Annotated in this window: 24 protein-coding genes; 14 read left to right on the top strand and 10 right to left on the bottom strand. The window is 70.3% G+C overall.

The genetic code is table 11. From position 1 onward, the window contains the following. Positions 1–127: 127 nt before the first annotated feature. Positions 128–2,278, bottom strand: a complete 2,151-nt coding sequence (locus tag BA895_RS17265) for a DEAD/DEAH box helicase (protein WP_070193097.1) — start codon at positions 2,276–2,278, stop codon at positions 128–130. Positions 2,279–2,552: 274 nt separating this feature from the next. Beyond that, a complete protein-coding gene (locus BA895_RS17260; protein ID WP_083283477.1) occupies positions 2,553–3,320 on the bottom strand; it encodes a VIT family protein in 768 nt (255 codons plus the stop codon). Positions 3,321–3,703: 383 nt separating this feature from the next. Between BA895_RS17260 and BA895_RS17255 the strand changes: the two genes are divergently transcribed. Further along, positions 3,704–4,441 carry a response regulator transcription factor gene (locus tag BA895_RS17255; RefSeq protein ID WP_070193096.1) on the top strand — a complete coding sequence of 246 codons (738 nt, stop codon included), beginning with the start codon at positions 3,704–3,706 and terminating at the stop codon, positions 4,439–4,441. A gap of 238 nt (positions 4,442–4,679) precedes the next feature. Beyond that, positions 4,680–6,146, top strand: a complete 1,467-nt coding sequence (locus tag BA895_RS17250) for a sensor histidine kinase (protein ID WP_371327733.1) — start codon at positions 4,680–4,682, stop codon at positions 6,144–6,146. A gap of 151 nt (positions 6,147–6,297) precedes the next feature. On the opposite strand, the gene BA895_RS17245 is transcribed toward BA895_RS17250, so the two are convergent. After that, positions 6,298–7,611, bottom strand: a complete 1,314-nt coding sequence (locus BA895_RS17245; RefSeq protein WP_139142735.1) for an MBL fold metallo-hydrolase — start codon at positions 7,609–7,611, stop codon at positions 6,298–6,300. Between the two features lie 208 nt (positions 7,612–7,819). Between BA895_RS17245 and BA895_RS17240 the strand changes: the two genes are divergently transcribed. From BA895_RS17240 to BA895_RS24025, 5 genes are all read left to right on the top strand, one after another. Further along, positions 7,820–8,362: a hypothetical protein gene (locus tag BA895_RS17240; protein ID WP_070193095.1), complete on the top strand. Its 543-nt coding sequence runs from the start codon at positions 7,820–7,822 to the stop codon at positions 8,360–8,362. A gap of 73 nt (positions 8,363–8,435) precedes the next feature. Continuing rightward, positions 8,436–9,305: a DUF4097 family beta strand repeat-containing protein gene (locus tag BA895_RS17235; RefSeq protein WP_070193094.1), complete on the top strand. Its 870-nt coding sequence runs from the start codon at positions 8,436–8,438 to the stop codon at positions 9,303–9,305. A 335-nt stretch (positions 9,306–9,640) separates the two neighbouring features. Then, positions 9,641–9,895, top strand: a complete 255-nt coding sequence (locus BA895_RS23660; RefSeq protein WP_139142734.1) for a hypothetical protein — start codon at positions 9,641–9,643, stop codon at positions 9,893–9,895. Positions 9,896–10,088: 193 nt separating this feature from the next. Then, positions 10,089–10,736: an FMN-binding negative transcriptional regulator gene (locus BA895_RS17225; RefSeq protein ID WP_070193092.1), complete on the top strand. Its 648-nt coding sequence runs from the start codon at positions 10,089–10,091 to the stop codon at positions 10,734–10,736. A gap of 93 nt (positions 10,737–10,829) precedes the next feature. Then, positions 10,830–10,976, top strand: coding sequence for a hypothetical protein (locus BA895_RS24025; RefSeq protein ID WP_175442359.1), 147 nt, complete (start codon positions 10,830–10,832; stop codon positions 10,974–10,976). 63 nt (positions 10,977–11,039) lie between these two features. On the opposite strand, the gene BA895_RS17220 is transcribed toward BA895_RS24025, so the two are convergent. Next, positions 11,040–11,873, bottom strand: a complete 834-nt coding sequence (locus tag BA895_RS17220) for a phosphatase PAP2 family protein (RefSeq protein ID WP_070193091.1) — start codon at positions 11,871–11,873, stop codon at positions 11,040–11,042. Positions 11,874–11,905: 32 nt separating this feature from the next. On the opposite strand from BA895_RS17220, the gene BA895_RS17215 reads away from it, so the two are divergent. Then, complete coding sequence (locus BA895_RS17215; protein WP_070193090.1) at positions 11,906–12,493, top strand: DNA-3-methyladenine glycosylase I; 588 nt, start codon at positions 11,906–11,908, stop codon at positions 12,491–12,493. Positions 12,494–12,556: 63 nt separating this feature from the next. On the opposite strand, the gene BA895_RS17210 is transcribed toward BA895_RS17215, so the two are convergent. Continuing rightward, complete coding sequence (locus tag BA895_RS17210) at positions 12,557–14,101, bottom strand: NAD(P)/FAD-dependent oxidoreductase (protein ID WP_070193089.1); 1,545 nt, start codon at positions 14,099–14,101, stop codon at positions 12,557–12,559. A gap of 165 nt (positions 14,102–14,266) precedes the next feature. Continuing rightward, positions 14,267–15,343, bottom strand: coding sequence for an SGNH/GDSL hydrolase family protein (locus BA895_RS17205; RefSeq protein ID WP_070193088.1), 1,077 nt, complete (start codon positions 15,341–15,343; stop codon positions 14,267–14,269). A gap of 144 nt (positions 15,344–15,487) precedes the next feature. Here BA895_RS17205 and BA895_RS17200 point away from each other — a divergent pair, with 144 nt between their 5' ends. From BA895_RS17200 to BA895_RS17190, 3 genes are all read left to right on the top strand, one after another. Further along, positions 15,488–16,177: a PH domain-containing protein gene (locus BA895_RS17200; protein WP_254666532.1), complete on the top strand. Its 690-nt coding sequence runs from the start codon at positions 15,488–15,490 to the stop codon at positions 16,175–16,177. A 93-nt stretch (positions 16,178–16,270) separates the two neighbouring features. After that, positions 16,271–18,100, top strand: coding sequence for an AMP-binding protein (locus BA895_RS17195; RefSeq protein WP_070193087.1), 1,830 nt, complete (start codon positions 16,271–16,273; stop codon positions 18,098–18,100). A 6-nt stretch (positions 18,101–18,106) separates the two neighbouring features. Further along, positions 18,107–18,790, top strand: a complete 684-nt coding sequence (locus BA895_RS17190; RefSeq protein ID WP_070193086.1) for a histidine phosphatase family protein — start codon at positions 18,107–18,109, stop codon at positions 18,788–18,790. 9 nt (positions 18,791–18,799) lie between these two features. Here BA895_RS17190 and BA895_RS17185 read toward each other — a convergent pair whose 3' ends face one another. After that, positions 18,800–19,420, bottom strand: a complete 621-nt coding sequence (locus BA895_RS17185) for a proteasome activator (protein ID WP_070193085.1) — start codon at positions 19,418–19,420, stop codon at positions 18,800–18,802. Between the two features lie 79 nt (positions 19,421–19,499). Between BA895_RS17185 and BA895_RS17180 the strand changes: the two genes are divergently transcribed. Further along, complete coding sequence (locus tag BA895_RS17180; protein WP_139142732.1) at positions 19,500–20,090, top strand: hypothetical protein; 591 nt, start codon at positions 19,500–19,502, stop codon at positions 20,088–20,090. Here the strand turns inward: BA895_RS17180 and BA895_RS17175 are convergent. The 3 genes from BA895_RS17175 to BA895_RS17165 are packed head-to-tail and all read right to left on the bottom strand — an operon-like array spanning position 20,080 to position 22,596. Continuing rightward, positions 20,080–21,057: an NAD(P)H-quinone oxidoreductase gene (locus BA895_RS17175; protein ID WP_070193083.1), complete on the bottom strand. Its 978-nt coding sequence runs from the start codon at positions 21,055–21,057 to the stop codon at positions 20,080–20,082. The genes BA895_RS17180 and BA895_RS17175 overlap by 11 nt on opposite strands. Before the next feature lie 9 nt (positions 21,058–21,066). After that, positions 21,067–21,789, bottom strand: a complete 723-nt coding sequence (locus BA895_RS17170; protein WP_070193082.1) for a Type 1 glutamine amidotransferase-like domain-containing protein — start codon at positions 21,787–21,789, stop codon at positions 21,067–21,069. A 27-nt stretch (positions 21,790–21,816) separates the two neighbouring features. After that, positions 21,817–22,596, bottom strand: a complete 780-nt coding sequence (locus tag BA895_RS17165) for an IclR family transcriptional regulator (protein WP_070193081.1) — start codon at positions 22,594–22,596, stop codon at positions 21,817–21,819. A 95-nt stretch (positions 22,597–22,691) separates the two neighbouring features. Here BA895_RS17165 and hutH point away from each other — a divergent pair, with 95 nt between their 5' ends. Continuing rightward, positions 22,692–24,236: a histidine ammonia-lyase gene (hutH, locus tag BA895_RS17160; protein WP_070193080.1), complete on the top strand. Its 1,545-nt coding sequence runs from the start codon at positions 22,692–22,694 to the stop codon at positions 24,234–24,236. Between the two features lie 93 nt (positions 24,237–24,329). Then, entirely contained in the window at positions 24,330–25,985 is a 1,656-nt protein-coding gene (gene hutU, locus BA895_RS17155; protein ID WP_070193079.1) for a urocanate hydratase, read from the top strand. Positions 25,986–26,016 lie beyond the last annotated feature (31 nt).

The raw sequence follows: 26,016 nt of genomic DNA, 5'->3' as shown, positions 1-26,016 counted from the left end.
GCTCGGGTGAGGTGGGCCCGCCTCAGCCCCCTGGCGGGTCAGGTTCGGTCCTGACCGCTCATGATCGTTCGTGGTCGGCGATCGTTCGCGGCGACCCGCTATGACCAGGGGTCAGTCGGTCAGTCGGTCAGTCGGCCAGGGCCTGGCGCAGCAGCTGGACGAGCGCCTCGAGCTGGAGGGTGTCGCCCGACGCGACCTCCTCGTCGCTCCCGTCGAGAGCGCGGGCGGCGAGCCCCTGCTTGGCGTCGATGAGCTCGGCGATCTTGGAGTCGATCGTGCCGGCGGCCAGAATGCGCCACGCGGTGACCGGTTCGTCCTGGCCGATGCGGTGCACCCGGTCGATCGCCTGGCCCTGCTCGGCGGCGGTCCACGACAGCTCGGCGAGCACCACGTTCGAGGCGGCGTGCAGGTTGAGGCCGACTCCGGCGGCCGTGAGCGAACACACCGCGACCGCGACCTCCGGGTCGTTCTGGAACGCGTCGATGGCGACCTGGCGCTGCTTCGAGGTCTGCTCGCCGCGAACAGAGACGGTGCGCAGACCGGCATCCGCCAGCTTGCGCTCGGCGGTGTCCATGACGTCGATGTGCTTCGCGAAGAAGACCACCTTGCCGACCGAGTGAGAGAGCTGGATGGCGTAGTCGGACGCGAGGGAGGCCTTGGCCTGACCGATGCGGCGCACGAGCGAGAAGACGTTCTCGGTGCCGTTCTTCGCCGAGGAGGACTTCAGCTCGGCCGCGGCCACGCGACGCATCAGCGCCTCGTCGGGCTCACCGGGGATCTCGGCGGCGTTGTGCTCGGTGAGGAACGCGCGGTACTTGACCAGCAGCCGCTGACCCAAGGCCCGTTCGGCCTGGCGCACGGAACGGCCGAGGTCGTCGTCGAGCTCGACGGGGATGTCTGCGACGCGCTTCTCGGGCAGGTCCTTGGCGACGTCGACCTTGCGCCGTCGCACGATGCCCATGTCGACGACAGCCGAGCGCGCCTCGCGGTAGAAGGCCCGGTCTGACGGCGTGAGCCCGGTCTCCTCGAGACGACCGATGAGCTCGGAGGTGGGCTTGTTGTTGCGCACCCACCCGAGGAAGGTCCAGATGGCCTGGAAGTCCTTGACGTCGTTGATCAGCGGTGTGCCGGTGAGGGCCATCAGCAGCGGGTTGCCGCCGGGCGTGAGGTCACGAAGACGGTCGGCGAGGGCCAGCACCTGCTGCGACCGTTGCGACTTGAGGTTCTTGATGAAGTGCGCCTCGTCGACCACCATCGACCGCAGCCCGAGGCTCGAGAGCCAGGCGAAGTGCCGGTCGAGGATCTCGTAGTTCACCACGAAGACGTCGGCGAAGGCGTCGACGTCGCGGCCGTCTCCGTGGATGACCGCGACGCGGCGCTGCGGCGTCCAGCGCTGCACCTCACGGGCCCAGTTGATCTTCACGACGTTCGGCACCACGGCCAGCATCGGGTAGGCCCCCGCCACGGAGGCAGCCAGCACCGACTGGGCCGTCTTGCCCAGCCCGGGCTCGTCGGCGAGCAGGAAGGTTCGATGCCCCAGCCGCACCTCCTCGAGGAAGCGGGCCTGGTGCACCATCAGGGTCGAACCCTGCGGCGAGATGCGGTCGATGGTGGGCGCGGGCGGCAGGTCCATCGTGGCGGACCCGCCACCGGCGCCCTCCTCGAAGGCGCGGTAGAGCGGGTCCATCAGGTCCCACCCGGCGAGGCGCCCCGGAAGGCGCTCGTGCTGCAGGGCCCGCCCGAGGTCGGGCGCGAGGAAGGGGTTGGACATCACGCGCGAGGAGACGGATGCGGGAACCGGCGCCTGCGTCGTGGTGACCCCGGCGGGGATGACCGGAGCGGGAGGCGCCGGAGCGACGATGACCATGTCCTCGGGAGCCAGCTCGGCGCCCGACTCGAGCAGCCAGTCGAGCCGCAACCGTTGAGCGGCCGGGCCGGGGGTCTTGCCGTCGAGCAGGGTCAGCAGACTCGTGTCACGAGAGGTCACTTGGGCCAGGATGGTCGCGATTCCGTCAAGACGCTTGAGCAGCTCGGTTCGAGCCCCCGACGGGATCTCGGGGTCACCCTTGATGCGGGCGCGTTCCGAGCGCACGAGCAGGGCGATCACCTGGAACTTCGTGCGGTTCGAGGGGCTCATCGGGCCACGTCCGACCTTCGCCTCGATCTCGCGTACCCGGCGGGCCAGGATCGGAATGATCGGCGCGGGGTCGTCAGGGCGCGTCAGGACAACGCGGCCGCCGGGGCGACCGGACGTCCGGCGACGGACATTGGGCGACATGCTCCTCCTGATGACGAGGCGTTGGACCAACGAGCCGGGTTCCCCACGAAACGGCCCACGAGACGCAGGCCGGTCGTACCGGTTCGTGCTGGACCTGGCCAGTGCCTCAGGTGCTGCCCACTCAGGTTTGCGCCAAGGGGCTGGGGCCTGATGCCCGACCGTTTCGCTCCTGGCGATGGTCGTGGCTCGTCGCCGACTCGGCGTGGGCACGGGTGCGGTCCTGAACACAGCGTACAGGCGAGGAGGGTGTTCATGCACCAGAGCCGGAAGGTCGTCATGCCAGGTTGAGGCCGACCACGGCTCCGATGACATACGTGATGACCATGGCGAGCAGGCCGCCGACCACGTTGCGGGCGATGGCGCGTGGCACCGGACTGCGGCCGAGGCGAGCGCTGGCCCATCCGGTCAGCACCAGGGCCAACGCGACCGCCGTGAAGGTGACCATGGTGCGCAGGTGCTCCGGGGCGAAGGTGATGGTCAGCAGCGGAAGCAGCGCCCCCACGATGAAGGCTCCCATCGAGGCGCCGGCCGCGGCCCACGGGTTGGTCAGGTCGTCGGGATCGATGCCGAGCTCGATGTCGGCGTGCGCCGAGAGGGGGTCCTTCGCGGTCAGCTCGACGGCCACCTGGCGCGCGAGGTCGCGACTGAGGCCCTTGTGCTCGTACATCTCGGCCAGCTCGGCCAGCTCGCCGTCGGGGTCGTCGTGCAGCTCTTGACGCTCGAGCTTGATGAGCGCACGTTCGGAGTCGCGCTGGGTGCTGACCGAGACGTACTCACCCGCCGCCATCGACAGGGCGCCGGCGGCCAGCGCCGCGATGCCGGCGAGGATGATCGCCCCCCGGTTGCTGGTCGCCCCGGCGAACCCGACGACGACACCCGCCGTGGAGACGATGCCGTCGTTGGCCCCGAGCACGCCGGCCCGTAGCCAGTTGAGCCGACTCGTCATCGTGGAGTCGTGCGGCTCGCCCGACTGCCGGGAGGCCGTACGGTCGGTGGCGGCCTCGATCTCGTCGCGGGCGTCCCCGGCCCGGGTGTCAGACATGCGTGCGACTCCGATCAGTGGGTGCGACTCTGATCGTGACAGCCGGCCCGGCCGGTGTCATCGAAGGCGAGGCTTGCCTTGGGCTCGAGACGGCCGGCTGCGACGCAGGGCTCAGGTGTCCAGCACGCCCGGGTCGGAGCTGGAGCCCTGGCCCGGTGCCGTCGGCCGGCCGGCCCCGGGCTCCCGCCGTGTGTCGTGCCGTTCCGTGGTGGAGCCCAGCCCGCTCGACCGCCGCCCAGCTGCCCGGTGTCAGCACCGGTCGACCCGACTGGCAGGGCCACCGCCGCACCGGTGGACGGCTGGGGACCGCGCAACAGGGCATCCACAGAGTTCACACAGCAAGATGGTGGCGCTCACACAGACCACACAGGTTGACTGGTGCCATGAACGAGAAGTCGAAGGCCACTGCCGCCCATCTGCAGCGTCTCGACGGGTCGCCGGTGCGGGTGCTGGTCGTCGACGACGAGCCCAACCTCACCGAGCTGCTCGGCATGGCCCTGCGCTACGAGGGGTGGGAGGTGCGCTCGGCGGGCACCGGAATGGAGGCCGTTCGAGTGGCCCGCGACTTCGACCCCGACGCGGTCGTGCTCGACATGATGCTCCCCGACTTCGACGGGCTCGAGGTGCTGCGCCGCATGCGCGCCGACAACGACAGCGTTCCCGTGCTGTTTCTCACCGCCAAGGATGCCGTTGAAGACCGGGTCTCGGGCCTGACCGCGGGTGGTGACGACTACGTGACCAAACCCTTCTCGCTCGAGGAGGTCGTGGCCCGGGTGCGCGCGCTGATGCGACGCACGACGGTGGCGGTCTCGTCGTCCGACTCGATGCTCGTCGTCGGTGACCTCACCCTCGACGAGGACAGCCACGAGGTCATGCGGGCCGGTACCGAGGTGCACCTCACGGCGACCGAGTTCGAGCTGCTGCGTTACCTCATGCGGAACCCGCGGCGGGTGCTGTCGAAGGCCCAGATCCTCGACCGGGTCTGGAACTACGACTTCGGCGGTCAGGCCAACGTGGTCGAGCTCTACATCTCCTACCTGCGCAAGAAGATCGACGCCGGCCGCGACCCGATGATCCATACGATGCGAGGCGCCGGGTATGTCCTCAAGCCCGCAGTCTGACCCGACGGGGCAGATCGGCATCCCTGAAGCTCCCCACCCGCTGGGCAGAACCGATCGCCCTCGCAGTGACCCGCCCGTGCCCGCCGACCTGCCGGACCGCGCAGCCGCGGGTGCTCCGGCTCGCGCACCGGTCGTACCCGCGGGACCGGATCACGTGGACCTGTCCACGGAAGCCGCCGAAGCGCCTGGAGCCAGCTCCCCGACCGGTCGGGGAGGCAGGTCGCCCGTCGCCGAGCACGTGAGCGTTCTGGCGCGAGTCCAGTCGTGGTCGGCCTGGACCCTGCGGGCCAAGCTCGTCGCCTCGATGCTCGCCCTGTTCACCGTGCTGAGCCTTGCCACCGGAGCCTTCACCGTGGTCGCCCTCGGCCGGCAGCTGAACGGCCAGGTCGACGACCAGCTGCGCGCCTCCCTGATCAGCAACAACCGGCCCGGTGCACCCAGGCAGGACGACGACGGACCGAGGGGCCCGGGCGCCGACCGCCTGGTCGCTCAGCTGACCTCGACCGCCAATGCCGGGTTCGTCTCGTCGACGCACGGCAACATCGTGCTGAGCCCGGCGCAGCTGGCCAAGATTCAGGCTGCCGGCGTCGGCTCGGACGCCAAGACGGTCGACCTCGGCGGTGACGTGGGCCGCTACCGGCTGATGGCGGCCCGGGTGACCTTCGTCGACGGCAACCGCAACCCCGTGGCCACGGGCACCCAGGTGGTGGGGCTCGCCACCGCGCCGACCGATGCCACGGTCGGTCGAATGGTGCTCATCGCCGTGTCGGGGGTGGGCCTGGGCATCGTGCTAGTCGGCGCCCTCGGCACCTGGATCGTGCGGCGCAACCTCGAGCCGTTGCGGCGCGTGGCGGGTACCGCGACCAGGGTGTCGAGGATGCCGCTCGACAGCGGTCAGGTCGCGCTCGCCGAGCGCGTGGCGCCGGCCGACACCGACACCCGCACCGAGGTCGGCCAGGTCGGAGCCGCGTTCAACGAGATGCTCGACCACGTCGACAGCGCTCTCAACGCGCGCCACCAGAGTGAGCAGCGGGTGCGCCAGTTCGTGGCCGACGCGTCCCACGAGCTGCGCACACCGCTGGCGTCCATCAAGGGCTATGCCGAGCTGTCGAAGCGTGAGCCTGATGTCGTGCCCCCCTCGGTGACGCATGCGATGGCACGCATCGAGTCCGAAGCCGACCGGATGTCCTCCCTCGTCGAAGACCTGCTGCTGCTGGCCCGACTGGATGCCGGTCGCCCCCTCGCCGACGGAACGGTCGACCTGTCGATGCTCGTCATCAACGCGGTCAGCGACGCGCACGCCGCGGCACCCGACCATCGGTGGGGCCTCGACCTGCCGCCCGAACCGGTCGAGGTGCGCGGTGACGATGCCCGGCTGCACCAGATCGTGGCCAACCTGCTCGGCAACGCCCGCGCCCACACGCCGAAGTTCACGGCGGTCACGACCTCGGTACGCCACGAGGGCGACTGGGTCCGTATCGCGGTCCACGACGACGGCCCTGGCGTGCCGATCGCTCTGCAGGGCAACGTGTTCGAACGCTTCGCCCGTGGTGATGACGCCCGCAACCGCAACGGTGGCAGCACGGGTCTCGGCCTGTCGATCGTCTCCGCCGTGGCGAAGGCGCACGGCGGCCGCGTCGAGCTCGTGAGCACGCCAGGCAACACCACCTTCTCCCTGCTGCTGCCCGCCCCGCGCACCAGCTGAACGTAGTGTTCGTTCTCGAACTCACCGTTACAGCACGGTGTTCGAGAGCGAACGCTGCGTTCACCTGGCGGGAGGGGACTGGAGGTGGGGTGGGGTGGATGGGAGCGGCATTCATCACGGGGGCCAGTCACCACCTAGGAGCGCTGACCCCTCAGTCGTGGTCGCCGTCTGCTGCGCACTCCTGCCACCACGGGGTGGCATGGCGGCCCGCGACCTGGGCCGACGTGCCCGCCGTGAGGTCGACGCGGGCTCCGACCCTGGGATAGACGACGGGGATGCCGGCGGGCCCGGCCAACCGGCGCAGCCAGCGCACTGGCTCTGACCACCAGTGCAGGGCCAGGTTGAAGGTGGCCCAGTGCACCGGCAGCAGCACCGAACGGCCGGCCGGGTCGAGGGCGTCGTCATCGTCGTTCTCGTCGTCTTCGTCGGGTGCCGTGGCGTGCCTGGTGTGGTGCACGGCATCCGCCGGGGTGTTGACTGCGATGTGCGCATCGAGGGCCTCGGCCGGGGTCACGTGGATATCGGGCCAGAAGCGGTCGTAGGCGCCCACGGGGATGATGGTCAGGTCGAACGGCCCGAGCCGTTGACCGATCTCGGCGAAGCACCCGGAGGGGCCGGAGTCTCCGGCGAAGTACGCGGAGTGCGCCGGGCCCTGCATCGCCCACCCGGCCCACAAGGTCTGGGCTTCGGTGAAGCCACGGCCGGAGTTGTGCCGGGCCGGCGTGCACGTCAGCCGGATGCCGTGCACCTCGACCTCGTCGTACCAGTCGAGAGCCGTGACGCGCTCGCGAGGCACACCCCAGGCGAGCAGGTGTGCGTCGACGCCCAGCGGCACGACGTAGAGCGGGCGGTGGCTGGTTTCGAGACGGGCGATCGAGGGCTCGTCGAGGTGGTCGTAGTGGTCGTGCGAGATCAGCACCGCGTCGAGAGACGGGAGGTCCTCGATGCGGCCCGGCGCGGGGTGGAGGCGGCGGGGGCCCGTGAGCCCGACGGGTGAGACCCGGTCGCCGAAGACGGGGTCGAGCAGCAGGCGCGCACCGTCGATCTCGACCACCGTGGTCGCGTGGCCGTACCAGGTCACCGCCAGCTCACCGGGGATCACGGCCGGTTGGGCGGCCACGATCGGCACCTCACCAGCGGGCTGTCCGCGCCCACGGTGACGCCAGGCCGCGGTGGCGATCTGGAGCGCCTGCGCCTTGTCGGGCCGGTGCGTCGGCTCGGGGGAGTGGAACCGTCCGTCGCGGAAGTTCGTGGAGGCGCCGACGGCGGCGATGATCGACTCGGAGTCGGCCCCCATCCGGCGCAGGGGCGGGAACCGACCGCCGGCGCGCATCGTGGGCTGGGCCGACTGCTTCGCGCGCTCGTCGTCTGCCCTGGCCGCCGAGTCGGCGAGCGACTCGTCGGGCGACGGGCCCGTCGACGGGTCGGCCGCAGGCACGTTCACGGGTCGGGCCCTCGAGCTCATCGGTTCTCCTTCGTGACAAGGCCGTCGGTCGGCGCACCACCATTGTCGACCGAATCCCTGTGGTTCGTGCAGGGGCTGCTGGAACGGTCGGTGAAGAACCGGCCAACGGCCTGCCGCGGATGCTGTCCCGCGGGCCGGACGGCATCCGATCAGAGATATGGTCGTTATGGTGTTGACGTGATGTCACTGCGGTGTCATTGTGGTGTCTATGGACATCACAGAGCACGTCGACGCACTGCGTCGGGATCTCGCCCAGGCGGCCAGGGCGATGGGTCCGGAGATGGAACAGGCCGCCGACCGGATGGCCTATGCGATCGACTCCTCGACGCGCCTGGCCCTGATGGACGCCCTCTCGCACGCTGCAGCCGAGATCACCAACGAGCTCGACGGCTGGTCGGTCGAGGTGCGTCTGCAGGGTCGGGAGCCGGTGTTCGTGGTCGTCGGCGCCGGCCCGTCGCCGGCGGCACCCGATGACACGACGGCGATCCCCGAAAGTGACACCAGGGTGATGTCGCAGGGCGAGGAGGGCGAGGAGACCGCCCGCATCACGCTGCGCCTCCCGGAGGTGCTGAAGGCCAAGGCGGAAGAGCTGGCCTCGGGCCGTGGGCAGTCGCTCAACACCTGGCTGGTGAACGCGGTGCGGGCGGCGACCGTGGGTGGGCTGACCATCAACGTCGGCGCCAGGCTCGGGCCAGGTGCACCCGGTCGCAACCGCTCCTCGAACAAGCGCGTGCAGGGCTGGGTCCGTTGACCCCTACCCCCGGCACCACCATCGGCAACCGACCGGCACGACACACCCGTACGAGCGACGAAGGAAGACTGACATGAACAGTTTTGAGAGGCAGTTCGACAACAGCGGTCCGATCACCTTGCGGGTCGAGGTGCGGCGAGGCGACGTCACCCTGATCGCGAGCGAGCGGTCCGACACGCTGGTGCGCCTCATCCCCCGCGACGGTGACGGCGCCGACCTCGCAGAGCGCTTCACCGTGGAGGCCCGCGGTGACGACGACATCGTCGTGCTGGAACCTCGGGGCCACGAGAGCGGGTTCGGCTTCGGCCGACGGGGCTCGATCGATGTCGAGGTCGAGCTTCCGGTCGGCAGCTCGATCGACGTCAAGACCGGTTCGGGCGACGTGACGGCCCGCGGTCTGCTGGCCCGTGTCGAGGCGGCCAGCGGTTCGGGCGACCTCACCTTCGAGGACGTCGACGCGGCCGAGCTCAAGTCGGGTTCGGGCGACATCACCGCCCGAGCCGTGCGGGGAGGGGTGAACGCCAAGACCGGTTCAGGTGACATCACGCTCGAGTCGGCCGGCGAGGATGTCGACCTGATCGCGGGCAGCGGCGACATTCAGCTGCGCCGAGCCGACGGTGAGGTCAAGGCCAAGAGCGGTTCGGGCGACATCGGCGTCGGCGCCTCGTCAGACGACCTACTCCTGATCACCGGCACCGGTGACGTCAAGCTGGGCGCCGTGTGTGGTGGCACGGTGCGGGCCAAGACCGGCACCGGCGACATCTCAATCGCGGTGGCGATCGGGGTCGCCGCCTACCTCGACCTCAACACCGTCACCGGTGACGTCAAGGTCGACCTCGACGAGGCAGACGGTCCGGAGGGGTCTGAGTCCCAGACCCGCCTCACGGTTCACTCGGGCAGTGGCGACATCCGCGTCGCCCGGGCCAAAGGCAGCCTGTCGTGAACGCCGCGGAGCCGCCGGTCAGCCTCAGCCCCCACGAAGTGCTCGCCCGCGAGCTCATCGTCGAACGCGTCCGCTCCCAGCACGCACGCGAGGCTCGCGCGAGCGGTCTGGGTCGACCGGCCCGGCCTCGGCGACGCCGCCGAACGGCCCTGGTGCTGAGGCGAATCGCCGAGCGTCTCGATCCCGCCGTGGCAAAATTCTCGAGCGCCGACGCCGGCCGGGCCCGTCACGGCGATCCCTCTGAAGTGGCACCCCACGAGGGGGCACCCCGACCCTGGTCGTCGGCACCACGCGTGCCGCAGCGCCACCACTGAAACCCCCGCGCAGCGGGCACCGTGGTCACTCGACTCCAGACCTGGTCGAGTGGCCACTTTCGTTCACTGGTTGAGGGACTGGAGCCGGTCCGCCGGTCGGCGGCCGACGAACCGGGCCCACCCGATCGCCACAGCGATCGCAACGATGAGCAGCACCGCGCTCACCTCGACGAGCGCGGCCCGCCACGATCGGTGCCCATCGCCGTCTCGGCGGTGTTGTCGGATGCCGTGTTCTCGGATGCCGTGTTCTCGGGTGCCGCGTCGCCTCCGGCCTGATCGCCACCGCCGTGACGGTGAGGATACCGCTTGGGCGGTCTGCGCAGACCCGGGGCAGTTCACGCCTTCACTACGGTGCTGAAGACCGGCCCCGGCCAGATGGTGGTGGAGCGCGGCCCCTACCGGGTCGTGCGGCATCCCGGCGACACAGGCTAACTCATGGCCCCCCTGGGGAGGTGGGAGCATCGGGGCCATGTACGTTCCCCGATTCAACGTCATGCCCGAACCTGAGGTGGGCGCCTTCCTCCAGGCCCACCCGGTAGCCCAGCTCGTGACCGTCGGTGCCGACGGGGTGCCCGACGTCACCCTCCTGCCGATCCTGCTCGACAGCGTCGAAGGGCGCGACCGGGTGGTGGCTCATCTCGCCCGGGCGAACGACCACTGGCGGCGCATCGTAGACGGGGCGGACGCCTTGTTCGTGGTCGCCGGACCCGATGCCTACGTCTCACCCAGCTGGTACGCCAGCAAGGCCGAGCACGGCCGGGTGGTGCCCACCTGGAACTACTCCGCGGTGCATCTCAGGGGCCCGGTCACCATCCACGACGACGTCGACTGGGTGCGCACCGCGGTGACCCGCCTCACCGAGCGTCATGAGGGCAAGCGGGCCACCCCCTGGGCCGTGAGCGACGCGCCTGAGAAGTACGTGGCCGGGCAGCTGAAGGCTGTCGTCGGCATCGAGATGACCATCGCGAGGATCGAGGCCAAGGCCAAGCTGAGCCAGAACCGCAGCGACGACGACCGCTCCGGCGTCATCGCCGGGCTGCGCGATGAGTCAGACCGCTCCGGCGCGAGCGGGCCCACTGCGGTGGCGTCGGCGGTGGAGAGGGCACTCAACCTCTGAGGTCGACTGACCTGTGGTGAAGGCAGATTCAGCCACGGTCATGGCTACGTGTTGTCACAAACACCGCACAGGAGCCGGTTCGACGCTGGAGGCATGAACAGCAACCCTCACCCCCTGACCATTCGTACCTCTCTTCGCCGCGGCCTCGGTCTGACCGCGACGCACCCGGTGAGCCTGCCTCCCGCCGGCAGCCTGGCCGTCCGATACTCCTGCGATCAGGGCGAGCTGAGGCAGCTCTGAAGCCGACGTCGGTCGACTCGCGGCAGTCAGTGAACCTGAAGGGGCCAAGCTCTGGTGCTCGGGTTACCGAGCCGTGTCGCGACCCTCGTCGCGCAGCGTGAGCCAGAGACGGTGGGCGGTGACCACCGCCAGTGCCCACGCGAACCCGATGGCCCAGCCGGCGACCACGTCCGTAAGCCAGTGGTGCCCCAGGTAGACCCGGCTGAGGCCCATGGTGACGACAAAGCTCAGGCCGACCACGACCGAGGTGACTCGCTGCCACACGGCGGTGGTCTGGATCAGCACCAGGTAGACGACGACGGTGGTCAGCACGGTCGCGTTGAGCGTGTGACCGCTGGGGAACGAGGGCGAGATCTCGAGCGGGGGAACGGCCAGGGCGGCCGGTGGCCGGGCCCGGCCGACGAGGTCCTTCCCGACGACCGTCATCACCAGCGAACCCGCCGCCGCGATGGCGGTGACGACCACCGGCGTCCACCGTCGGCGACGCACGGTCATGACGACGACGACGACCGTGGCGAGCAGCGGCATCCCGACGGGGCCTCCGATGTTCGTGAAGGCGGTCATCACACCGTCAAGCGTGGGGTTGCGCACGGAGACCATCGCGTCGAGCACCGGCCGGTCGACAGTGGTCAGCCCGTTTCCACCGACCACGCCCTCGTAGACCTCCTGAGCGCCGTCGACGAGCAGGGCGATGACCACGAGGGCGATCACACTGAACACGACGAACGCGACGTTGGCCGACGACCACGAGGCGGCCCGACCAACCGTGGGGCGCAGGGCGCGAACGACCCCCGTCACCAGGGACACGAGCCATCGCCCGAGCCGTGTGTCCCAGTGAGCCAGGTCGCGACGACCGATCGAGTCGTGGTCACCGCGCGGCGGGTCGGTCTGGGGCATGTCGCATTGTCGCAGGGTTCTAGGGTCGAGCCATGACGGTGACGGGTGACGACGGCCTGACGCGACCGCAGTGGGCGGCCACCGACGAGCTGCTGCGCGACTACTACGACAACGAGTGGGGGATGCCGGTACGCGACGAAACGGGCCTCTACGAGCGCATCTGCCTCGAGGGCTTCCAGTCCGGGTTGTCGTGGGTCACCATCCTGCGCAAGCGCCCGGCCTTTCGCGCGGCCTTCGCCGGCTTCGATGCCGAGCTCGTGGCGACCTTCGACGAGCGCGACGTGGAACGCCTGCTCGGTGACGCCGGCATCGTGCGCCATCGCGGCAAGATTCGAGCCGCGATCACCAACGCCCGGGCCACCCTCGCCCTGCGCGACGAGGGCGGGCTCGTCGACTTCGTCTGGGCGTTCCGGCCGAGCGACACTCCTCGCCCCCAGACCTACGCCGACGTGCCGACCTCGTCGCAGGAGTCGGTCGCCCTCTCGAAGGCATTGCGCAAGAAGGGCTTTGCCTTCGTCGGACCGACCACGATGTACGCACTGATGGAGGCGGTGGGCATCGTCGACACCCACCTGATGGTGAGCCACCGTCGGGGCAGCTCGGGCGTCTGGCGGGCCTGACCTCTAACCGGTGTGTTGTCGGGAACGCGACGGGGCGCCGGTCAGAGGTCGGGAGGGTCGGGGTCAGCCCTGCAGCACGGCGCGGGCCGCGTTGTGACCGGGGATGCCGCTCACCCCGCCCCCGCGGCGGGCGCCGGCGCCCGCGAGCAGCACGTTGGCGTGCCGCGTCTCGACACCCCAGGTGCCCACGTCGGAGCCGGCCTCGGCCCACGGCCACTGCAGGGTTCGGTGGAAGATGTTGCCGCCGGGCAGGCCGACCGACTGCTCGAGGTCGACTGGGCTCTTCACCTCGATGCACGGGTTTCCGTTCGCATCGAGGGCGAGCACGCTCTCGATCGGCTCGGCGAGCACCGAGTCGAGAGAGCGCAGGGTGGCGGCCAGCGCCTGCTTGGTGGCCGCCTCGTTGTCGGCGCGGAACAGCCGGGCCGGGAAGTGCAGGCCGAAGAGGGTCAGGGTCTGGGCCTCGGAGGCCGCCAGCTCGGGGCTGAGGATGGAGCGGTCGCTCAGCGTGTGACAGTAGATCTCGCACGGGGGAAGCTCGGGCAGGTGCCCGGCGAACGCAGCGGCATACGCGGCTTCGAGCTGGTCGTGGCCCTCGTTCACGTGAAAGGTGCCGGCGAACGCGGCCCTAGGGTCGACCGTCTCATCGCGCAGGCGAGGCAGGCGGCGCAGCAGCATGTTGACCTTGAGCTGGGCTCCCTCGACGTCGGGCTCGGTGTCGATGGGGTCGGCGCCGGCCGCCGAGAGCAGGCGGTTCGCCACCTCGGGTGCGCACCCGAACAGCAGGTTGGCGCCCGTCACGTGGCCGCCGAGCCACCGGACCTCGCCTGTCGACGGGTCGACCGAGGTGACCTCGGCGCCCGTCTCGATGGTGGCGCCACTCGCGGATGCCGCGGCGGCCAGGGATCGGGTGAGGGCGCCCATGCCGCCGACCGGTACGTCCCAGTCTCCGGTGCCGCCGCCGATGAGGTGGTAGAGCAGGCACACGTTGGCTCGCAGGTCGGTGCCCGACAGCGACGCGAAGGTGCCGATGAGGGCGTCGGTGGCGATGATGCCGCGCACGGTGTCGTCGTCGGTGACCCGGCCGATCAGCGTGTCGACGGGCTGGGTCGTCAGGGCGTCGAACAGCGCGTCGTCGCCGACCAGGTCGCGCACAGCCTCCCGAGAGCGCAACGGCTCGAGCACGGTCGGGAAGACCCGCTCGGCCAGCGAGCCCATCCGCGCGTAGAAGTCGCACCAGCCCGCGTAGGCATCGTCGCCACCGGTCAGGTTCCGGAACGCCGCTGCGGTGGCGGGCTCGTCGCCGTGGTCGACCAACAGGCCTCGTTCGGGTGACCCGGGCAGTGGCGTGTACGAGGAGTAGCGCCGCCGGATGAGCCGCAGGTCGAGGTCGAGGTCGGTCAGGATCTGGCGTGGCAGCAACGACACGAGGTAGGAGTAGCGCGACAGCAGGGCGTCGACACCTTCGAAGGCTCGGGCCGAGACGGCGGCGCCGCCCACATCGGCCGACCGCTCGAGCAGCAGCACCCTTCGCCCGGCTCGCGAGAGGTAGGCGGCGGCGGTGAGCCCGTTGTGGCCTCCACCGATGATCACGTCGTCGTAGCGCACGCTCTCACCCTACAAACCCCAGTCGAGTGGCCAGTTCCGTACGCGCTCACCCGGTCGAGTGGCCAGTTCCGTACGCGCCCAAGCGGTCGAGTGGCCAGTTCCGTACCGATGCGGGTGTACGAAAGTGGCCACTCGACTGGGTTGGTGGGTTGGTGGGTTGGTGGGTCAGCGGGTCTTGGCCCAGGCGGCATCCTGCTTCGCCTGGAACGCCCGGTCGGCGCGGTCGATGCTGGCGCGGCTCGAGAGGTCGACGCCGGCGGCACGGGCAGCGGCCTTGGCCCGGGGCGTCGTCAGGTCGGGAGCCACGAACGGCTTGGGGGTCACCGTGCGGTCGGCCGCGGCCCAGCGCCTCGCGTCGCGGGCCAGTGACCGAGCAGACGACCGGGCCTCGGCGGCCGCGGAGGCCCTGCCGAGCGCCACCGGCAGCCCGAAGACCGGTTGCGTCAGCGGAACAAGGCCGTTCGCGTGGCCGGTGCGGTTGGGGTGGTAGCTCTCGGTGACCGGGTACGACAGTCCGTTGAGCCACTCGACCCGGTCACACACCGCATGACCGGTGAACGCCGAGGTGGGGTTGACGAAGGTGAAGCCCGCCGCCGCCGCAGCCGACGCCGTGCGCCCGTTGAGCAGGTCGGCGGTCGTGTTGAGCCGCGACTCCTCTGACCGCGAGAACCAGGTCAGGGCGTTGCAGTCGGCGCCGTTGAAGATGCGGGGGTAGCCAACCACGATGACCTTCGCGTGGGGGGCCCGGGCCCGGATGGCGCTGTACAGGCTCGACAGACGCCCGGGCACGATGGTGTTGATGGTGGCCTGGGCCTGGTCGACGGCCCTGTTGCAGTTGCTCAGCCAGCTGGGCAGGGCGCACGTGGTGAGCACGCTCGAGAAGCCGGCGTCGTTGCCACCGACCGAGATCGTCACGTAGCCCGTGTCGACCGTCAGGGCGGACAGCTGAGTGTTGGTCACGTCGGCCACGGTGGCCCCCGAGCAGGCTCGGAAGGTCAGGGACAGACCGAGCGACGCCGCGTCGATCGCCGGGTAGGCGTAGGTCGAGCGCTGGCAGGAGGTGCCGTCAGCGATGTACGCACGGGTGCCGGTACCCGAGGAGTAGCTGTCACCCAGGGCGACGTAGCCGGTGCCGGACGATGCCACGGCCGCAGGGCCGAGCGTCAGCCCGAGCCCGGTAGCCGTGAGCGCGGCGAGGCCCATCGTGAGCAGGCTGCGACGGTGGGGATCGATGGTCTTCACGACACACTCCTTCGTGCGAGGGGGAGCCCGGCCCGCCGGCCCTGCCCAACCAGCAACGTAGAACCACCGGATCCCGCGCGCCACCTGAAACGGCCACAGGAACCTTCTAGGATCTGACTGCGCCTGTGACGCTTCGTCGCGACGGTGCCGAGCAGAGTCGAGCCATCGACCGACGAGGAGTTCGCAGTGGGGTTTCCCGAGAACGTGCTGGCCAAGGGTGAGCGCGTCGAGCGCAGCATCCACCCGCACTGGCTGACCGTGGCGCTACCGACGATCGTCGGGGTGCTGCTGGCCGCCGCGGCCATCTTGGTCGCCGTCGTGACGCCCGACGACAGCACGGGCAACCGCATCCAGCTCATCGCGGTGGTGGTGCTGCTCGTGCTGGCGGTGTGGTTGGTGGTGGTGCCCTTCCTGCGTTGGCGCACCACCCACTACGTCGTGACCAGCCACCGCGTGATGGTGCGGCGCGGCATCGTCAGCAAGTCGGGCAAAGACATCACGCTCTCGAAGATCACCGACGTGAGCTTCCAGCAGACGCTGCTCGACCGCATCATCAACGCCGGCTCCCTTCACGTCGAGTCGGCCGGCGACAGCCCCGACGAGGACTTCGCCAACATTCCCAACAGCAACGACGTGCAGCAGCTGATCAACCGGCTCATCGACGAGGACGACCTGCGCCGTCGCGGCCACCTGGGTTCGTCGGCCGGCGCTGGAGAAGACGGCCCCGACGCACCAGAGAGCTTCACCACCCGCGACCCCGACGGCCGCCGTGACCGGCCTGAGCTCGCCGAGGAGCGCCGGCCCCGGGCGCGTCGTGGCTCCGACGAGAGCTGAGAGCGCCTCGACAACCCCTGAAGACCTCCTGCCGGATGCCGCTCGCCCCGGTCTGCTCTTGACGTCGGCCGAGTGCGTGGCAGGGTCAGGGTCATGACTGATGCCTCCAGCGCCACGACCGCCTTCCGTGCCGCCCGTGACCAGCTGCTCGAGCTGCGGGGCCAGCACGAACGGGCCGTCAGCGAGTTCGAGTTCCCCGCTGTCGGGCCCCGGTTCAACTGGGCGGTCGACTGGTTCGACGCCATCGCCCGCGGCAACGACCGTGCCGCCCTCACGATCATCGATCAGGGTGGCTCGCCCGACGAGAAGGTCACCACGATCTCGTTCGACCTCATGAGCCGTCGCTCCGACCAGGTGGCGGCCTGGCTTGCGGGCCTGGGCGTTCGACGTGGCGACGCGGTGCTGCTCATGCTCGGCAACCAGGTCGAGCTGTGGGACACCATGCTCGGGGTGATGAAGCTGGGTGCGGTGCTCATGCCCACGACCACGGCAGCCGGGCCGGGCGACCTCGTCGACCGCCTCCATCGTGGCGGCGCCCGCGCCGTCATTGCCGACTCGCGTGAGACGCACAAGTTCGACGACGTGCCGGGCGACTACCTCCGGATCGCGGTGCCGACGGGGGCTGACGCAGGGCTCGGGGTCGGGGCCGGCGACGATCAACACAATGACGCGCAACCGCGTTGGCTCGACCTGCACGACGCATACGGGCTGACGGTCGGCCCGGCGCCGCATCCAGAGACCGCACCCGACGACCGGCTGCTGCTCTACTTCACCTCGGGAACGACCAGCCGCCCCAAGCTCGTCGAGCACACGCAGCAGAGCTACCCCTGCGGGCACCTGACGACGATGTACTGGATCGGTCTGCAGCCGGGCGACGTGCACCTCAACATCTCGAGCCCGGGGTGGGCCAAGCACGCCTGGTCGTGCTTCTTCGCGCCGTGGATCGCCGAGTCGACCATCTTCATCTACAACTTCACGCGGTTCGACCCGGCTGCGCTGCTGCGGGTGCTGACCGAGCATCAGGTCACCTCCCTGTGCGCGCCCCCCACGGTGTGGCGGATGCTCATCAACGCCGACCTCAGCGGGGGCCCCGGCACGCTCCGCGAGATTGTGGCCGCAGGTGAGCCGCTCAACCCTGAGGTCATCGCGAGGGTGCACCAGGCCTGGGGGCTGCACGTGCGTGACGGCTACGGCCAGACCGAGACGACGGCCATCGTCGGCAACACGGTCGGCTCGCCGCTGAAACCGGGTTCGATGGGACGCCCGCTACCCGGGTGCCCGGTCGTGCTCGTCGACCCGATCACGAACGAGCGGGTCGCGCTCGCCGACGCCCAGGGCGACGCCGGGGGAGAGCACGGCAGTGAGACGGTGATCGAGGGCGAGATCTGCCTCGACCTGACGGCATCCCCCACCCTGTTGATGACCGGCTACCAAGGCGACGAGCAGCGCAACGCCGACGCGATGGCCGGCGGTTTCTACCACACGGGCGACGTGGCCTCGGTCGACGCCGACGGCTACATCACCTACGTCGGGCGCACCGACGACGTGTTCAAGGCGAGCGACTACAAGATCAGCCCCTTCGAGGTCGAGTCGGTGCTCATCGAACACCCGGCGGTGGCGGAGGCAGCCGTCGTTCCCTCTCCCGACCCGGTGCGCCTCGCGATCCCGAAGGCCTACATCGCCCTGGCCCCCGGACACCTGCCGGATGCCGAGGTGGCCCACTCGATCCTGGCTCACGCCCGGGCGCGCCTCGCCCCGTGGCAGCGCGTGCGTCGCATCGAGTTCTACGACCTGCCGAAGACGATCTCGGGCAAGATCCGCCGGGTCGAGCTGCGCGGTCGTGAGGTCGACCTCGACGGCAGCGGTGCGGCCCAACCCGAGCTCGAGTGGCGCATCGAGCAGTTCCCTGACCTGAGCAGCTGACCGGGCGTGGCGCTGGAGCACCGACCCCATCGGATCATCCTCGTGCGCCACGGGGAGTCGCAGGGAAACGTCGACGACTCCCTCTACGAACGCGTGCCTGATCACCGAATCGCCCTGACCACCAAGGGATTCGAACAAGCCGCGGCCACCGGCGCGCGGCTCCGGTCGATCGTCGCCGACGAGAGCGTCGACGTGCACTGCTCGCCGTACCTACGGGCGCGCCAGACCCTCGAGGCGCTCGACCTGTCGATCTCTGCGGATGACGTGCGGGTCGAGCCTCGCCTGCGCGAGCAGGACTGGGCCAACTTCCAGGACCCGGCCGACATCGCCGTGCAGAAGGCGCAGCGCGACCGCTACGGGCACTTCTACTACCGGTTCACGCACGGTGAGTCTGGCTCCGACGTCTACGACCGGGTCTCGAGCTTCCTCGAGTCGCTGTTCCGCATCTTCGAGACCTCCCGGAGCGCGCGCAACGTCGTGATCGTCACCCACGGCCTGACGATGCGGCTGTTCTGCATGCGCTGGTTCCACTGGAGTGTCGAGTACTTCGAGTCGCTGGAGAACCCGAACAACGCCCAGCCGGTCGTGCTGTTGCGCCAGCCCGACTTCCGCTACCGGCTGGAGACCCCGTTCCGGCAGTGGAACGCGGCGGTCGCCCCATCCGATCGCGAACGGTCCTCGTGGCTGTGAACCGGTCGCTCAGAGGTACTGACCGGTCGGGCCGCTCTCACCCGGCATGGGTCCGCCGTCAGGATGCAGGCCCGGCGGGATGCCGTACGACGCGCCCTCGGGAGTGCGCCCGGGTGGCAGAGCCCGCATCTGCTGAAGCTGCTGCTGAGCCGCCATCTGCTGGGCAACGAGAGCGGTCTGGATGCCGTGGAAGAGGCCCTCGAGCCAGCCGACGAGCTGGGCGTGAGCAATGCGCAGCTCGGCGTCACTGGGGGAGGCGTCACTGAACGGGAGGGCGATGCGGTCGAGCTCGTGCACCAGCTCGGGAGCCAGCCCGTCCTTGAGCTCCTCGAGCGAACGGTGGTGGATGTCGGCGAGACGACGTCGCCCGGCCTCGTCGAGCGGGGCGTTCCGCACCTCCTCGAGCAGCTGCTTGATCATCGACCCGATACGCATGACCTTCGCCGGCTCCTCGACGAGGTCGGCCGGGTTGGTCTGCTCGCGTCTGCCCCGTTCGCGCCCGCTCTCGTGGTCAGACTCGGTGTCGCTCGAACCGGGGTCGTTGTCCGCCGGGTCGGCGACCCCCATGCCGTCCTGGGTGACGACGACGATGCGACGGTCTTCGGCTGGCTGGTTCGCGTCCGGGGTCATGCGTTCCATCCTGCCTCACGGTCGCGGGCCCCGGTGCTCTGCCCACCCGGCGACGAAAGACGTCACTACGATCGCCAGAATGACGACGCGGGCTCACCCACCCATGGTGACGAGCTGCCTCGCGGCCGCCGCCATCGCGGCCGGTTCCACACTGCTCGCTGCCTGCACGACCGGTGCGTCGAGCACGGTTCTGGCCCCCAGCCGCATCCAGCCGTCGACCCCCAGCCCGTCGATGACCACCGTTGGGGTCACGGCTGCCGCGACCGATGACGCGACCATCACGTCTGTGGGAGGGCCCGACGACGCCCGGCTGGCGGCTCCGACGCGCCGGCCGAAGGAGGTGGCCCGAACGGTGTTGAGCCAGCACTCCACCGCGTCCGAGAGTGAGGTCGACTCCGGAGCCTCCAGCGCCCCGGTTCGCCTCGTCGCTGAGGTCAGGTGTGTGGGGGTGGACGGCGTCACCAACGCGACACTGCTCGTCACTACGAGCACCTACTCGGTTCTCGGCGCACCCGACCAGAGCCAGGTGCTGGCGAGGCGAGGGGTGTCGTGTGACGGTAGACCCCACCGCCTCGACCTGGGGGCGGCCCTGAAGGGAGCGGCCGCAGTCGTGCTGGTCGAACCTGCCGACGAGCACCTACGTGGCTACGCCCTGCTCGTCAGATCGTGAGCAGGATCTTGCCGATGTGGCCCGAGGCCTCCATCTCGCGATGGGCGGCAGCGGCATCCTCCAGGGGATGCCGTGAGTGCACGATCGGGCGCACCTGACCGGCCTCGATGAGTGGCCAGACGTGTTCGCGCACGGCGGCCACGATGGCGGCCTTCTCGGTGGACGGCCGGGAACGCAGCCCGGTGGCGATCACGGCGCCCCGCTTGGCCAGCAACGTGCCGAGATCGAGCTCGCCCTTGCGGCCACCCATCAGCCCGATCGTCACCAGCCGGCCGTTCGTGGCGAGCAGGTCGACGTTGCGGGCGAGGTACTTGGCGCCCATGTTGTCGAGGATGACGTCGGCGCCATGGCCGTTCGTCAGCTCGCGCACCCGCTCGACGAAGTCTTCCTCGCGGTAGTTGACGAGGTGGTCGGCGCCGAGCTCGCGGCAGAAGTCGAGCTTCTCCTGGCTGCCGGCCGTCACCGCGACGTGGGCCCCGACCGCCTTCGCGAGCTGGATCGCCATCGTGCCGATGCCCGAGCTGCCCCCGTGCACGAGCAGCACCTGCCCGGGCTGGATGTTGGCCACGAGGAACACGTTCGACCACACGGTGCAGACGACCTCCGGCAGCGCCGCGGCATCGACCAGCGGCACGCCCGTCGGCACGGGGAGGAGCTGGTTCGCAGGAGCCACGGCCTGGGCGGCGTAGCCACCTCCGTCGAGCAGCGCGCACACCTCGTCGCCGACGCTCCAGCCCTCCACTCCGTCGCCCAGGGCGGCGATCCGGCCGCTCACCTCGAGCCCGAGCAGCTCGGATGCGCCGGGAGGTGGGGGGTAGGAGCCCTGCCGCTGGTTGATGTCGGCCCGGTTGACGCCCGCGGCCACGACGTCGATGAGCACCTCACCGGCGCCGGGGGTGGGGGCGGGAACGTCGTCCGGCACGAGGGAGTCGGCATCGCCGAACTGCGGAAGGGTGATGGCTCGCATGCGACGAGCCTATTGACCGGCCCTGACCCGGTGAACCTCGACCCCGCTGCTGGCCCGGTCGGGCTCGCTCCGGTCGACGCGCCAGACGCAACCCCGGCCGACTACCGCGTCACCGGGCACCAGGGCGGTGCACTCGTCGATCGCGAACCCTCCCGGAGCGAGGCCGGCCTCGACGGCCGCGACCAGACGCGAAAGGTTGCCCCACTGGGCGGCATGCACGTCGACGGCGCCGTCGACGAGGCCGATACCCGGCACCACCGTGACCGGCTCCAGCTCTTCGTTGCTGTCTTCCGGACACACGGGCACCCCGTCGATGCGCCAGCCCCCGACGATGGCGTGCGTGGCCGCGATGGCCGCTCCGGCCGAGAAGCCTGCGTACGGCATCCCGGCTTCGACAAGCTCACGGATGCGCGGGTAGGCCGGAGCCAGCGACGCGTGGTACTCGGGGGTCGGCCCGCCGCCGACGAAGAGCCCGTCGACACCGGCGAGGGTCGTGAGGTCGAAGGGTGAGCCCTCGGCCACGCGCTCCACGACCAGGTCGTGCCCGCCGACGAGGCCCAGGGTCGCGACGAACTTCTCGTGGTAGGCGAGCGACTCGTCATCGGTCCCCATGAGCACCAGCAGCAGGCGGGGCCGCCCACCGGCACGACGGGCGGCCGCCTCGACGAACCCGCCGTAGAGCGTTCGCGCGAGGTCGTCGTCCCAGCCGCCCCCGACGAGATGAAGGTCCATGCAGAGACCCTAGAAGAACGGCCCAACTCAGGGTGCGGTCTTTTTCACCGGGCTGGGCCGGAGCCGTCGCGCGACGTCGTGGGCAGCCGCCCTGGTGTGCGCCACCAGGGCGGCGACGTGCTCGTCGGTGTCCTCGCGCGAACGGAAGGTCACCGCGATGGCGGCCGGTGACCGCCCGGTTCGGTCGGTGACGGCCACCGCGATCGACGAGAGCTCGGGCGTCACCGTGCCGTCCTCACGGGCGTAGCCGTCGGCGCGGGTGCGGGTCAGCACGCCGCGTAGCTCGCTGAGAGACTGCGGCCCGCGCTCGTGACGCTGGGTGAACGAGGCCCGGTCGGGGTAGAGGGCTCGCACCTGGCTGGCCGGCAGGCCGGCGAGCATGGCCAGACCGCTGGCGGTCAGGTGTGCGGGCAGGCGCACCCCGACGTCGGTGACGAGCATCGGCTGCCCCGGGGCGCGCTCCTCCAGGAGGTAGATGACGTCGCGCCCGTCGAGGGTGGCGAAGTGGGCGTTGCGGCCGCACTGGTCGACCAGACGGCGCATCGTGCCCCGGGCGAGGCGCGCAAGGGGTGCTTGACGCTGGTAGGCCGACCCCAGCTCGTAAGCGGCTTGGCCGAGACCGAAGCGACGCTCGTCGACGTAGTGGGTGACGTAACCGCGGGCCTGGAGCACCGAGAGCAGGTGGTAGGCCGTCGAACGGGGTAGGCCGAGGTCGCGGGCGATGGAGGCAGCCGGCACGGGTTCGGCGTGGCGAGAGAGGTGCTCGAGCACGTCTAGGGCCTGCCCGGCCGCGGGTGCGTTCGACATGCTGGTTCCTCCCGCCGAGTCCAACGTCTCACATCTGAGACAACTATGCCCCTTCCCCCGGTGACGCGCCACCGGGGAAGGGGTTCGATGAGTTCATGACCGCACACACCGTCACCGTCGGGCTCGGACCGCTGTCCATCGAGGACGTCGTCTCCGTCGCGCGACACGGCGCGACCGTCGTTCTCAGCCCCGAGTCCGAAGCCGAGATCACCCGAAGTCGCGACATCATCGAGTCGCTCGCGTCTGACCCAGCCCCGCACTACGGCGTCTCCACCGGCTTCGGCGCTCTGGCCACCCGGCACATCCCCGTCGCCCTCCGGGCCCAGCTGCAGAGATCCCTGGTGCGCTCGCATGCGGCCGGAAGCGGCCCGGAGGTCGAGCGAGAGGTGGTTCGGGCGTTGATGCTGCTGCGCCTGTCGACCTTGGCCACCGGGCGCACCGGCATCCGCCTCGAGACGGCCCGGGCCTACGCGGCGGTGCTCAGCGCCGGCATCACCCCGGTCGTGCACGAGTACGGCTCGCTCGGCTGCTCGGGCGACCTCGCCCCGCTGGCGCACTGCGCCCTCGCGGTCATGGGGGAGGGCCCGGTGCGGCTCGCAGACGGCACCCTGACCGATGCGGCGAGCGCACTGCGCGACCAGGGGATCGAGCCGGTCGTGCTCGCCGAGAAGGAGGGGCTGGCGCTCATCAACGGCACCGACGGCATGCTCGGCATGCTCGCGCTGGCGATCACCGACCTGCGGATGCTGCTCAAGGTGGCCGACATCACCGCCGCCATGAGCGTCGAGGGGCTGATGGGCACCGATGCCGTGTTCGCGGCCGACCTGCACGAGCTGAGGCCCCAGCAGGGACAAGCCCTCTCGGCCGCCAACATTCGGGCGGTCATGAAGGGCAGCCCGATCCGGGCCTCACACCGCGACGAAGGCTGCACCCGGGTGCAGGACGCCTACTCGCTGCGGTGCGCGCCCCAGGTCGCCGGCGGCGCCCGCGACACCGTTGAGCACGCGGCCCGGGTCGCGGGGTACGAGCTGGCCTCGGCCGTCGACAACCCCGTTGTCACGAAGGACGGCCGGGTCGAGTCGAACGGTAACTTCCACGGTGCACCGGTCGCCTACGTGCTGGACTTCCTCGCCATCGTCGCCGCCGACCTCGCGTCGATGAGCGAGCGTCGCACCGACCGCTTTCTCGACAAGGCACGCAACCACGGCCTCAACGCCTTTCTCGCCGACGACCCGGGGGTCGACAGCGGTCACATGATCGCCCAGTACACCCAGGCGGCGATCGTCTCCGAGATGAAGCGCCTGGCGGTGCCCGCATCCGTCGACTCGATCCCGAGCTCGGCGATGCAGGAGGACCACGTCTCGATGGGGTGGTCGGGCGCTCGCAAGCTGCGCCGCTCGGTCGACGGACTGACCCGGGTGCTGGCCGTCGAGCTCTTGACCGCCGCTCGGGGCATCGAGATGCGGGCACCGCTGCAGCCTGCGGCCGCCAGCGCTGCGGTCATCGCCGAGCTGCGGCGCGAGGTCGACGGGGTCGGCACCGACCGCTTTCTCGCCCCCGAGATCGAGGCCGCCGTCGAGCTGGTGGCGTCGGGCCGAGCGCTCGCCGCTGTCGAGACCGTCACCGGCCCCCTGCGATGACTCCCGCCGGCCACGGTCGCCACGCTGTTCCGTTCGAGTGGCCACGACTGAACGGCATCCTCACGATTTGCAACGCACGAGAAGGGAACTGACATGGAAGGTGCACGACCGGTTCGCGCCCCACGGGGCACGACGCTGACTGCACAGTCGTGGTCTACCGAGGCCCCGCTGCGGATGTTGATGAACAACCTCGACCCCGAGAACGCCGAGCGACCCGACGACCTCGTGGTCTACGGGGGTACCGGTCGCGCGGCGCGTGACTGGAAGAGCTTCGACGCCATGGTGCGCACGCTCACCACCTTGAAGCAGGACGAGACGATGCTCGTGCAGTCGGGGCGCCCGGTCGGCGTCATGCAGACGCACGAGTGGGCCCCCCGCGTGCTCATCGCCAACAGCAACCTCGTCGGCGACTGGGCCACCTGGCCCGAGTTCCGCCGGCTCGAGCACATGGGCCTGACCATGTACGGCCAGATGACGGCCGGGTCATGGATCTACATCGGCACCCAAGGCATCCTGCAGGGCACCTACGAGACCTTCGCCGCGGTGGCCGAGAAGAAGTTCGGTGGCACCCTGGCCGGCACCCTCACCCTCACCGGGGGCTGCGGCGGGATGGGCGGGGCCCAGCCGTTGGCTGTCACCATGAACGAGGGTGCCTGCCTCGTCGTCGACGTCGATCCGGCCCGCCTGCACCGCCGCGTCGAGCACCGCTACCTCGACGAGGTGGCCGACGACCTCGACGACGCGATCGACAAGGCCCTCGCCGCCAAGCGGGAGCGCCGTGGCTGGTCGGTGGGTGTCGTCGGCAACGCCGCTGAGGTCTTCCCCGAGCTGCTGCGCCGCGGCGTCGAGATCGACATCGTGACCGACCAGACCTCGGCCCACGACCCGCTCAGCTACCTGCCCGAGGGCGTCGACCTGGCCGACTGGTCCGAGCTCGCCGAGAAGAAGCCCGAGGAGTTCACCGACCGGGCCCGCGCCTCGATGGCCAAGCAGGTCAAGGCCATGGTCGAGTTCCAGGACGCCGGCGCCGAGGTGTTCGACTACGGCAACTCCATCCGCGACGAGGCCCGCCAGGGCGGCTACGGGCGAGCGTTCGAGTTCCCGGGGTTCGTGCCCGCCTACATCCGCCCGCTGTTCTGTGAAGGCAAGGGCCCGTTCCGCTGGGCGGCCCTCTCGGGTGACCCGAAGGACATCGCCGCCACCGACAAGGCCGTGCTCGAGCTGTTCCCTGACAACGACCGTCTGCACAAGTGGATTCGGGGTGCTCAAGAGCGGGTCGCCTTCCAGGGCTTGCCTGCTCGCATCTGCTGGCTCGGTTACGGCGAGCGCGACAAGGCCGGCCTGAAGTTCAACGAGATGGTGCGCACGGGCGAGCTCTCGGCGCCTGTCGTGATCGGTCGTGACCACCTCGACAGCGGCTCGGTCGCGAGCCCCTACCGCGAGACCGAGTCGATGGCCGACGGCTCCGACGCCATCGCCGACTGGCCGCTGCTCAACGCCCTCGTCAACACCAGCTCGGGCGCCACCTGGGTCTCGATCCACCACGGGGGCGGGGTCGGCATCGGCCGCAGCCTGCACGCCGGGCAGGTCTCTCTCGCCGACGGCACCGACCTCGCGGCGCAGAAGCTCGCCCGAGTGCTGACCAACGACCCCGGCATGGGCGTCATCCGGCACGTCGACGCCGGCTACGACATCGCCGACCGGGTCGCTCACGAGCGCGGGGTGCGTGTGCCGATGCAGGAGGGGTGAGAGCCCTGGCCAGACGGATGCCGCGGTGCCG

Source organism: Humibacillus sp. DSM 29435, assembly GCF_001758225.1.
Lineage (GTDB): Bacteria > Actinomycetota > Actinomycetes > Actinomycetales > Dermatophilaceae > DSM-29435.
This window is presented reverse-complemented; position numbering and strand designations above follow the sequence as displayed.